The organism is uncultured Ligilactobacillus sp. (assembly GCF_948826705.1).
In the GTDB taxonomy this organism is placed as follows: domain Bacteria; phylum Bacillota; class Bacilli; order Lactobacillales; family Lactobacillaceae; genus Ligilactobacillus.
On record NZ_CAQLEL010000123.1, the window covers coordinates 1 to 12,020 of the forward strand.

Annotated in this window: 7 protein-coding genes; 1 reads left to right on the forward strand and 6 read right to left on the reverse strand. The window is 40.4% G+C overall.

Translation table 11 applies throughout. The annotated features are described in order from the left end of the window. The 6 genes from Q9Q35_RS08995 to Q9Q35_RS09020 all read right to left on the reverse strand — a co-directional run. Nucleotides 1-3,944, reverse strand: a 3,944-nt coding sequence (locus Q9Q35_RS08995; protein ID WP_304653067.1) for a Rib/alpha-like domain-containing protein, incomplete at its 3' end; no start/stop codon positions are given. 425 nt (nucleotides 3,945-4,369) lie between these two features. Then, nucleotides 4,370-5,680 carry a transcription termination factor Rho gene (rho, locus tag Q9Q35_RS09000; RefSeq protein WP_304653068.1) on the reverse strand — a complete coding sequence of 437 codons (1,311 nt, stop codon included), beginning with the start codon at nucleotides 5,678-5,680 and terminating at the stop codon, nucleotides 4,370-4,372. A gap of 26 nt (nucleotides 5,681-5,706) precedes the next feature. Further along, nucleotides 5,707-6,987 carry a UDP-N-acetylglucosamine 1-carboxyvinyltransferase gene (locus Q9Q35_RS09005; protein ID WP_304653069.1) on the reverse strand — a complete coding sequence of 427 codons (1,281 nt, stop codon included), beginning with the start codon at nucleotides 6,985-6,987 and terminating at the stop codon, nucleotides 5,707-5,709. Between the two features lie 346 nt (nucleotides 6,988-7,333). Beyond that, nucleotides 7,334-8,932 carry a CTP synthase gene (locus tag Q9Q35_RS09010; RefSeq protein WP_304653070.1) on the reverse strand — a complete coding sequence of 533 codons (1,599 nt, stop codon included), beginning with the start codon at nucleotides 8,930-8,932 and terminating at the stop codon, nucleotides 7,334-7,336. Nucleotides 8,933-9,106: 174 nt separating this feature from the next. Further along, nucleotides 9,107-9,679: a DNA-directed RNA polymerase subunit delta gene (gene rpoE, locus Q9Q35_RS09015; RefSeq protein WP_304653071.1), complete on the reverse strand. Its 573-nt coding sequence runs from the start codon at nucleotides 9,677-9,679 to the stop codon at nucleotides 9,107-9,109. Between the two features lie 44 nt (nucleotides 9,680-9,723). Continuing rightward, nucleotides 9,724-10,134 (reverse strand): DUF1934 domain-containing protein, encoded by a 411-nt coding sequence (locus Q9Q35_RS09020; RefSeq protein WP_304653073.1) that lies wholly within the window; start codon nucleotides 10,132-10,134, stop codon nucleotides 9,724-9,726. Nucleotides 10,135-10,253: 119 nt separating this feature from the next. Here Q9Q35_RS09020 and Q9Q35_RS09025 point away from each other — a divergent pair, with 119 nt between their 5' ends. Beyond that, on the forward strand, nucleotides 10,254-11,570 hold the full coding sequence (locus tag Q9Q35_RS09025) for an HD domain-containing protein (protein ID WP_304653072.1): 1,317 nt from the start codon (nucleotides 10,254-10,256) through the stop codon (nucleotides 11,568-11,570). The last annotated feature ends 450 nt before the right edge of the window (nucleotides 11,571-12,020 follow it).

The window sequence follows — 12,020 nt, forward strand, 5'->3', positions numbered from 1 at the left end:
GGCAGATCTTGCTCATCGTTCCCATAGCGTATTCTGTGAAGCACATAAACTTCCGTATCCTTTTCCAATCCTAACCTGTATGAAAAAAATTTCCCTGTTATGATTCCCTTTGTCAGAACTTTACTTGCTATTTTGGCCCCGTGGTTTTTTACAATTGCAGTAATTCCTGAATTTCCCCTTTCTGAAAGATAATTCAGATCCATCCGATCCACCACATTTTTTTGCACAAAGGTTCCGCTTCCCCGAACCCGATATAAATATCCCTTTTTCACCAGTTCTCTCAGAGCATATTGAACCGTCATTCTGGAAACGCCATACATAGCTGCCATTGTACGCTCGCTGTGTATCCGTTCTCCCGGCAGGTAGTCCCCGTTTTCTATTTTTCGAATAATACTTTTCTGGATCTGAGCGGATGAAGTTTTTACTTCTTGACCTGTTGGTATATAGATCTCAGTATCTGTACCTACTTTCACTGGTACTGTCACTTCTTCTGTCGTGCCATCGGGATATATTACAACAACTGTACCTTCTTTTGTCCCTGGAGTCGTTGTATCTATCGGCTCTTTCCAAGAAACAGTTGTACCTGTTGGCAGATCTGACATATTTTCGATACCTGCTGTAGCTTCTGGGGTACCATTCAACTCTACTTGTACTTCTTTTGCTTGTGGTTCATAGATCTGCTCATCCGTTCCCACTTTTACAGGCACTGTCACTTCTTCTGCCGTACCGTCTGGATATGTTACGACAACTGTACCTTCCTTATGACCTGGTGTTGTTGTGTCTACTGGTTCTTTCCAGGCAACCGTTGTACCTACTGGCAGATCTGACATATTTTCTATGCCAGCTGTAGCTTCTGGGATGCCATTCAAGTCTACTTGTATTTCTTTTACTTGTGGTTCATAGATCTGTGCATCCGTTCCTACTTTTATTGGCACTACTACTTCATCAGTCGTACCATCGGGATAGGTCAAAATGACTGTACCTTCTTTATGACCTGGCGTCGTTGTATCCACTGGGTCTTTCCATGTTGCTCGAGATGGCATATCATAGAAGTTTAAAATTCCATCTTCAGGTTTCAAGTCCCCATTGATCGGAGTTTGGATCTCTTGCACTGTTGGATCATATATTTCTGCATCCGTACCTACTTTCACTTGTAGTACCATTTCATCAATCGTGCCATCGGGATAGGTCACTACTACCGTCCCCTTCTTGTAACCTGGGGTAGTCGTATCTACTGGGTCTTTCCATGTGACCACTGTCCCTTCAGGTAACTTCTCCAAGTTCGTAGTTGCAACACTTGCTTCTGGCATCGTTCCATTTAGATCAACTTGAATATTCCTACCTGATGGCTGATTGATCTCAGCGTCAGTCCCTACTCTAACAGAGACCGTAACATCTTTGATCGTTCCATTTGGATAAGTTACAGAGACAACATTTGAACTAAAACCTGGGTTGCTCGTATCTGGGATCGTTTTCCACTCATAGGTCGCACCTTCTGGTAGATCAGTACTATTTTTGATCGCTTCTTTAGCTTTCTCCGCGGTCACTGGTCCATTTAGATCAAATCGAGCCTCTCCTGCTACCGGTCGTTGATAGACCGTTAAATCTGGAGTCAATGTTGTCGTCGTGCCATCGGGATAGGTCACCACAACATCTGGGATACTTAGATCTAACGGTGCATTAATCACAGTTATCACACCAGTATTTTCATCGATCTGAATATATTGATCAGTATCTTTAAGCGTAAACTTAGTTCCAGTTGGTGGTGTCGTTACTGTCCCGTTCTTATCTGTGATCGTTGGTGTCAATGTCACTGCATCATGTTCAACAACACTGGTAGATGGATAAGCTACCATAAATTCATCATTTTGTGCTATCACAGTCACTTTAACAGACACATCATCGGTCGAGCCGTCTGGATAAGTCACAACTACGACCGCATCTTTAACACCTTTAGTCGTCACATCAGGTGCTTGTTTCCAAGCATAGATCGTACCTTCTGGTAAAGCAGACGCTGCAATATCGATCGCAGATCCTGCTGTTGGTAACGTATTTAGGCCAGTCTCGATATTTTTACCCACTGGATCATATTCTTGGGCTTGTTCAGTAACTACCACTGGGATGTCAACTGATGCAGTCGATCCATCTGCAAATGTTACTGTAGCTGGGTAATCTTTTTTAGCCGCAGCAGAAGTGTCGATCTGATCATTAAATGTTGCACCTGTTGCTTTCAAGTCTGTCTTAGTTGTCTCAGTGAGACCATCAAAGGCCGTACTTGAAGCAACTGTTTGCCCACGTTTTACCGTGACAGTTTGGGTTTTAACACTTTGATCTTCCAAAAATTTATCTGCCTCTGACTTATCGACCACAACAGTGACCTCAACATCTTGTGTTGTACCATCCGGATAAGTAACAGTCACGATCCCAGTCGCATTACGTTCTGTAGCACCCGTTACCGGTCTAACATCTGGCTCTTGTTTCCAAGTGTAGGCCACTGGCTTATCTGTTTGATCAAATTGTGTCAAGACATCGGTATTGGCGATCAAACTTTTCGCATCAGGAACTTGTCCCCATGGGGTAGTAACATCTGCTTTTGGCGTTGCAACGATCACTTCAACTGGAATATCGACTGGCACACTCGAACCATCTGTAAATGTCATTACTGCCGATCTTTTTTCATCACTTGCAATGGTCGCATCTATTGGCGAATCAAAATTGGCTTTGACCATATTATTGCCAGCAGGATCGACGATACCTAGTATTGGATCGACTGTCTGACCATAATGCACCGTGATCTTTTGGATCGTCGTAGTTTCATCTTTAGTAGCAAACGTATCAGCTTGAGAATCTCCTACCATGATCGGCACCGAAATATCTTGTGTCGTACCATCGGGATAGGTCACAACTACAACGCCCGTAACGTTATGATCGGCACCTACACCAGGTCTAAAGTCTGGTTCTGTTTTCCAAGCATAGCTGACCGGTGTATCCGTCGTATCAAATTGCTTTAATTCATCGACATTAGCGATCGCAGTAACAGCATCGACCCTAACTCCCCATGGTGTTTTAGTATCTGTTTTAGCTTCTGCGCCGATCACAGAAATCATCATATCCCAAGTTACTGAACGCTTATTATTGAGCCTTGCTCTTAGACGCGCAACAACATCGTCACTAGCTACACTGACGTCAGGATCATCTCCCCATGAATATTCAGCCACGACTGCATTTAAAAGATTTCTTAATTCTTCTCCCTCATAAACCGTACCATTAGATAAGGTCAATTTCTTGATAAGCGAATTTTCAACATATTCTTTTGTCAATAACCCGTTGACTTCATCAATATCTTGATTGACATGCAACACCGGTTTATTAAATTCGATCTTACTCTTAGTTAGATCAACATCTTCTACCCGTGGTGCTGGTGCATCAGCCGTCGTTTCCTCTGCAGTTGCTTCTGATACACTTCTAAATGCAAAAGTTGACTCTTGTTTGATTTGGTCTGAAGCTTTAGAAGTTTGGTCTTCCGTTTGGATCTCAGTTGTTGCTCCAGCAGTAGTTCGGATTTGCGACGTTTCTTCTGTTGCGTGTGCTTGATCAGCTGTAAGATCCGTCTTTACTTCAAATGTCTCAGATGGGGTTTCTTGTGGTGTTTCTACTACAGTAGCTAGCTCTGTTTCACTGATAGCTTCTGTAGTTTCAGGTGTGCTTTTCTCTAAAGTTCCTTCTTCATCTTCAGAAGTCTTCTCTGCTACACTATCATTTAACACTTCTGTTACTTGCGCTGAAGTTTCATCAGCTGAGACCAATGTAGTCCCCATAGAGATCGCAAAAGTAGTTCCTACAAGAACTGAAGCGACTCCCACTGTAAATTTTTTGATCGTAAAACGTTGGTGTTTAGGCTCCATTTTCTCAGTTTGTAATTTCTTATTATTTTTCAAGAGCATTCTAATACCTCCATTCGTATCTCCTATGAAATACATGAACTTAAAATCCCAGCAAATATACATAATATTTTAAAAAATATTTAATCTAAAATAATATCCTTTCTCATCCATACTTATATTATATTCTAACATTATTGTTTTATCCAACATAAAAGCGCTAATAACAACCATAAACAAAGATAACTATCTAGATCCTTTCTTATTGACTAAGATTTTTGTTTTAATCATTTTTAATTTATAAAAGCGTCTAATTTTAAAAAATAATTAATGTTTTGCTTTTTTAAATCAACGTTTTATTTATAAAATTTGAAGTATATCAAAAAAACAACTTCTAACGCTATAAAAAACACACCCGAGCTGAGAGCACAAAAAGACCTATATCTAGAAAAACTTTTCTAAATATAGGTCCATAAAAAATTTATATCTTATCTTCGGACTTGCATCCCATTATTTGATAGCTCAAGATGATCGATCTGGTCACAAAAATCTTGATTATTTTTAGTTTGACGTAAGATCTTTAAGATCTGTTCAGTATCTTTTAAAACATCATCGCTCATTGCACGTCGTAACTTCCAAACAGCTTCTAATTCTTCATCAGAGAGTAGTAATTCTTCTTTCCGTGTTCCTGACTTTTTAAGATCAACAGCTGGAAAGATCCGTCTTTCTGCTAATAAACGACTCAATTGCAACTCTTGATTGCCAGTCCCTTTAAATTCCTCAAAGATGATATCATCCATCCGACTACCTGTATCGACTAAAGCTGTCGCCAAGATCGTCAAACTTCCACCTTCTTTGACATTGCGTGCTGCTCCAAAGAACTTTTTAGGACGGTACAAAGCAGTTGGGTCTAAGCCCCCAGATAAAGTCTTGCCACTAGCAGGCACTACTAAATTATACGCCCGAGCTAAGCGCGTCAATGAGTCTAACAAAATGATCACATCTTGTTTATCTTCGACTAGACGCATCGCTCTTTCTAATACTAATTCTGAGATATGCACATGATTTTCAGGCCTTTGATCAAAAGTTGAATAGACCACCTCACCTGTTGGATTTATCTTTGCCAGGTATTCTTCTAGATCAGTAACTTCTTCTGGCCGTTCATCGATCAAAAGAACTAAAAGCTTAGCTTGCGGATGATTTTTAGAGAGCCCCGCAGCAATATCTTTTAAAAATGTAGTTTTACCGGCTTTAGGTGGTGCTACGATCAAGCCCCGTTGCCCAAAACCGATCGGTGCAAAGAGATCGATCATTCGCGTCGAAAGTTTCTTTTGTTCATACTCTAAGATCAAACGCCGATCGGGATATTTTGCCGTCAATGCTGGAAAATGTGGTCTTCCCTTAGCTTCTTCTGGGCTTTTACCATTTACAGAATCGATATATAGCATCCCATAGCGGTCATTAGCCACATTTTGGCGTGGAGGACGAACTTTGCCAACGACTTCATCGCCGTTACGCAAGCCAAAGCGTTTGATCTGTGAAGCTGAAACATAGATATCTTCTTTTGATTGACTGTAGTTTAATGGTCGTAAAAAACCATACCCGCCTTCATCATAAAAGATCTCCAAGACGCCTTTCATCACAAAACTAGATTCCTCTGCTTGTGCACGAATAACGGCCAAAGATAGCTCTTTTTTATTCATTTGGCTATAGTATTTGATCTTATATTTACGTGCATATTCGTATATTTCTTTTAATGTCTTTTTTTGTAACTCTTCTAGTGTTTGCATCTCTGTCATACTATTGCCTCTATCGTTAATTATTCTCAAAAATCTAAAGTTTCACTTTCGGTGATCACTTTTAGCTCAACATTTAAACCACGGAATTTTTCAACGATCCGATCATAACCACGTAAAATATTATCCGCTTTAGTGATCGTTGTCACCCCATCAGCCATCAAAGCCAAGCCAAGCAAAGAGACTCCAGCACGGATCTCTCCAGCTTCTACCGTCGTACCGATCAAACTTTTAGCATGTGAAATAGTGATCACACCATCTTTACTCGAGATCTGTGCCCCCATTTTTTGCATTTCAGGAATATGTTTGGTCCTTTGGGGATAAAGTGTATCAATAATAGTCGAACTCCCCTTAGCCTTCATCAAAAGTGGTGTCAAAGGCTGCTGTAGATCAGTTGCTAGCCCTGGAAACGGAGCTGTCTTCACACTTACTGGCGCAAGCAGGTCTCCACCTGGCACATAGATCTTATCTTCATCGATCTCTAAAGTTACACCCATCTCTTGCATCTTAGCGATAAATGGATCTAAATGCTCGGTGATCACATTTTTGACCATCACCCCGTTGCCGTTTGCTGCTGCAAAAGAAAGATAAGTCCCAGCTTCGATCCGATCAGGAATGATCGTATGGATATTTTGTGCTTTTAAGCTCTCTACCCCTTGAACACGGATCACATCAGTCCCAGCACCACGGATCTTAGCTCCCATGTTATTCAAAAATGTTGCTAGATCCACGATCTCTGGTTCACGTGCGACATTTTCCATGATCGTTGTTCCCTTAGCTTTAACAGCTGCTAATAAAACATTGATCGTTGCACCAACAGACACGAGATCAAAAAAGATCCTTGCTCCCTTTAAGCCTTCTGGTCCTGTTGTGATATAGACCGTATCATTTTTTTCAACGACCTTTGCACCTAAAGCTTTAAAGCCTTTGATATGCTGATCGATCGGACGTGGTCCAATATTATCTCCCCCTGGAAAACCAACGACTGCCTTACCAAACTTCCCCAGTAAAGCCCCCATAAAATAATATGAAGCACGTAAACTTCGGATCGCTCCGCCAGGTAGCGGTGTCGAAACGATCGTTGTTGGATCAACGGTCAGTTTTCCTCGGTTATAAAATGACTCAACATTCATCGCCTTTAAGATCAGCATCAAATTATGGACATCTAAAATATCAGGAACAGAATCAAATTCAACAGGTGTATCAGCTAAAATGGAAGCTGGAATAAGAGCTACAGTACTATTTTTCGCTCCGCCGATCGTCACCTCACCGGATAATTTTTGCGAACCCTTGACAATCATTTTTTTCATTTGTTAAAATCCTCACTAAATCATATATATTCGAATCATCATCAAATAGTCTGCGCAATTTCTCAAATAGTAAACAATGCGCCATATTGAATTTTACAGGATAATAATTAATGTTTCAATGTAAATTAGCGCTTTATCGGTGAAATATCATGCTTATTTTTAAGATGAGCAAAAAAACTGCAATGTCGATATATTACGGCCAAACTTCTGCATATATATTTAACGCTTTGAATACACGCAAATTTCATCCTTGCTAGCATTCGTACACTGCTTTCAACCATCAAATAGAGTAGTTTATCCGCATATAGCTATACTAAAAAAGCACCCCAGATGGAGTGCTTTTTGATCATTTTCCTGCAGCAGCAGTTACAAAGGCCGCAAATAAACCTTCTGGTCGTTGTGGACGAGATAAGAATTCTGGGTGGTATTGAGCAGCCACGAAGAATTTGTTTTCTGGAATTTCCACAACTTCAACTAAATGATTGTTTGGTGAAGTACCTGCAAAGACTAAGCCTTTTTGTGCCATGATCTCACGGTATTGGTTGTTAAATTCATAACGATGACGGTGACGTTGTTGGATCACGTCCTGGTTACCGTAAGCTTTTGCTGTCTTTGTCCCAGGTTTTAATTTACATGGATAAAGCCCTAGACGTTGTGTACCACCCATATCTTGAATTTCAGCTTGATCTGCCATTAGATCGATGATCTTATTCTTAGCATTAGGATCCACTTCAGCAGTATTGCTATCTTCAAGTCCACACACATCGCGGGCAAATTCAATACATGCCATTTGCATACCTAAGCAGATACCTAAGAATGGTACATCATTTTCACGAGCATAGCGGATCGATTGGATCATACCTTCAAGACCACGATCACCAAAACCACCAGGTACGATGATACCATCGTAACCACCGAGCTTTTCAGCAACATTTTCAGCTGTCAACTTTTCAGAATCAAAGTAATCGATCTTGATCTTAGAATCAAGCGCATAACCAGCATGACGTAAAGCTTCATTAACTGAGATATATGCATCTGGCAATTGGACATATTTACCAACTAAAGCGATCTTAACTTCACCATCTAAATTACGCACCTTATCGGCCAGCTTGCTCCAATCAGTCATATCAGCTGCTGGTGTATCGAGATGTAACTTCTTACATACGATCTCATCCATATGTTGTGTTTGTAAGTTCAACGGGATCTGATAAAGTGTATCCACGTCCATTGATTCGATCACAGCTTCTGGTTCAACGTCACAGAAGTTTGCGATCTTATCACGCATACTTTGAGAAATCGGTTTTTCAGTCCGCACAACTAAGATATTTGGTTGGATACCTAAACCACGCAATTCCTTAACACTGTGTTGGGTTGGCTTTGTCTTCATTTCTCCAGCTGCATTCAAATATGGTACCAAAGTAGTATGGATATAAACTACATTTTCGCTACCAACTTCAGACTTCATCTGACGCAAAGCTTCAAGGAAAGGTAATGATTCGATATCACCTACCGTTCCCCCAACTTCGGTGATCACAACATCAGCATCTGTGATCGTTCCAGCACGCATGATCTTTTCTTTGATCATATTAGTGATATGTGGGATAACTTGGACTGTTGCCCCTAAATAATCTCCACGACGTTCTTTTTTCAAAACTTCAGAATAGATCTTACCTGTTGTAACGTTTGAGTATTTGTTCAGATTGATATCAATGAAGCGTTCATAGTGACCGAGATCCAAATCAGTCTCTGTACCATCATCGGTCACGAAAACTTCACCGTGTTGATATGGACTCATAGTCCCTGGGTCAACGTTGATGTAGGGATCGAATTTTTGGATCGTAACTTTTAATCCGCGGTTTTTCAATAAACGGCCTAGTGAAGCGGCAACGATACCTTTGCCTAGAGATGAAACAACGCCGCCCGTAACAAAAATATACTTGGTCATTATTAAATGCTCCTTTAGTTTAATTTATCAGGGTAGAACTAACAAAAATAACAAGCTCCCTATTCACCTCTTAGAATAGGGAGCTTGCCTTGCCGTACGTCTGACTTCACATATAAGTGAAGCGCCCATATTGAATTTTACCTAAAACATTGCTTGACGTCAAGCACAAAATTATTAATCCTCTAAATCAGCATCCGATAATTCAGTCAACTGACCTTCGATCCCATCTGGAAGATCATCTTCTTCATCTTCTGGATCGTCGATATCGCTTAGATCTTTGCTATAAGCTTTCAATTCGCGATCTTCATCATCTTCATCTTCATCATCATAATCATCATCTAGATCGACATCTTCTGGATCATCATCATTATAATCGATCACGTCATCATCGTCAGTCGCATCAGCCAAGAAAGCATTGACCTTCTTACGCTTCTTGCGTGGACGAGCTTCTTCTTCTTCGTCTTCAGAGTGAACGAGTGCTTCGTCGATCGATTCAAATGGATACCATGAGCGTAAGCCCCAAAGATTATCCCCTAAAGAGATGAAGCTGCCATCAACATTTAAATCTGTATAAAATTGCGCTAAACGGTCACGGATCTCTTGGTCGCTCTTACCAAGATATTCTTGAATTGCGTTTGTTAAGTCAGCAAAGGCCATCACATCACCTTTTTGACTCAAAATTGCGTGTGCAACTTCGACCATTGATAATTCATTGCGGTTAGCATCTTTGAATTTTTCTAGCTCCAAACTGGTACACGTCCTTTCCACAGTTTACTCTTCATCTTACAATATTAAGCCTTGAATTGCAATTCTAATTTATATTCTCCCAATAATTCTTCACCCGAATATAAACGGTACTCCACCTTTAACTCACCGCTAGTTTCAGCGATCTGTTCATATTTGTAAGTCGTACACTTAGCCACCAAAGGAATGATCCCATAAGCTGTCTTATACTTAGCATTGGTTTGCTGACCCTCAGCTAAATTTAATTGCAAAGCTAATTGCCTTTGGCGTCTGGTCAGCAATAATTCAGCTGGCTTGATCTTTAAAATCGTTTGAGCGCCAGCTTTAGCCTCAGTATACCGCAAATATACAGTTTCTCCCTTACGCGTCAATTCACCCTGTTCGAGCAATTCAAATTTTTCGATCTCACTCGCCTGAGTTTGAACAGTTCTTAATTTTATTTCCACTGGTACTTGCATTGTCAAAACGCTCTACCCCATTTCTAAACATGTACAATTGATCACTCAACGTATATACTTATTATAACAATAATTATTACGAAGGGGGCTTTAAAATCACAACTCGCTATACCTCAAAAATGTTACCCTTAGAAAAGGTCTTGCGTGACCCGATCCATGACTACATCTATATCAAACATCAAGTCATTCTCGATCTGATCAATACCCGCGAATTCCAACGTTTGCGTCGGATCAAACAGCTGGGAACGACTAATTACACATTTCATAGCGCCGAGCATTCCCGCTTCACACACTCGGTCGGCGTTTACGAGATCACACGGCGGATCTGTGATCTATTTGCACGAAACTATGCCACTAAAACACCAGCTGATGGAGGGTGGGATGATAATGAGCGCTTAGTAGCATTATGTGCTGCACTTTTGCATGATGTTGGACACGGTGCTTACTCACATACTTTTGAGCATATTTTTGAAACTGACCATGAAGAAATGACCCGCACGATCATCACATCAGAAGATACCCAGATCAATGCAGTCTTAAAGCAAGTTGCGCCTGATTTTCCCAAAAAAGTTGCTAGCGTGATCGCTAAGACTTATCAAAATCCCCAAGTCGTCCAAATGATCTCTAGCCAGATCGACGCTGACCGGATGGATTATCTTTTACGCGATTCGTATTTTACTGGGGCTAACTACGGAACATTTGATCTGACCCGGATCTTACGTGTTATGCGTCCAAGCAAAAATGGGATCGTCTTTGAATACAGTGGGATGCATGCGGTCGAAGATTACATCATCAGTCGGCTTCAAATGTATCAACAAGTCTATTTCCATCCCGTTTCACGCTCAATGGAAGTTATTTTGGGACATTTGCTCAAGCGAGCTAAAGATCTCTATTTAGCTGGCAAATTACCAAAAGATTTTGCCGCTGAACTGTTACGGCCTTTCTTTGAAAAAGATTTCACGCTAGCAGATTACTTGCGCCTTGACGATGGTATCTTAAATACTTGCTTTGAAAACTGGCGGACTGCTAAAGATCCGATCCTAAGCGACTTAGCCCAACGCTTCTTAGATCGCCAGCCTTTAAAATCAGTACGCGTTACAGAAAAGCAAGCTGAGTTGTTACCAAAATTAGCCTCACTAGTGACCAATTCTGGCTATGACGCCAATTACTACACTGCAACTAATGATAGTTTCAACTTGCCCTATGCACTTTATGATTCTAAAGCCAAGATCAATTTGATCCAACCAAATGGCGACCTAGAAGAACTATCTGAGGTCTCACCTCTAGTCAAGGCTGTAACTGATAAAGAACTGGGTGACGAGCGCTTTTTCTTTCCAAAACAGATGCTTGGTACCCCTAAAGAACAACAAGATGTCTTTGAACCTTATTATCAGGAATTTTTGAAACACATCAAAAATGATCGGCTGATCTCTTAATGAGAAAAACAATAAGCTAAAAAAGATCAATATTTTTTATAGCTTATTTTTCTTACCATGCTCAACTATTTTAATGGCGCGTCTGGTTATTATGAGCATTGTGATCCAAACTAAAAAATCATCTTGCTAAGCTCGTACTTGTTATATTCTTTAGCCTTGAGCTGTGGCATAAATATCCAAAAAGCGATCGTAAATGGTTTTTAAATCATTTACGACCGCTTTTTACATATCTCTATTGTTCCATATAATAATTGTAAATACCATCCGCGATCAGAGGTTTCGCCCCACATTATTTTATATTTTTCCACTATGATTTTTTGCTCCTATAGTCTTAGTATAATGACTTGCATATTGACTATGAATATCATTTTCGCCTAAAATGTTGAATACCTGTAATGCTTGCTGCATTTTAGATCGTCCTGTTTTAATATTTTGCTCAAATTCAAAATA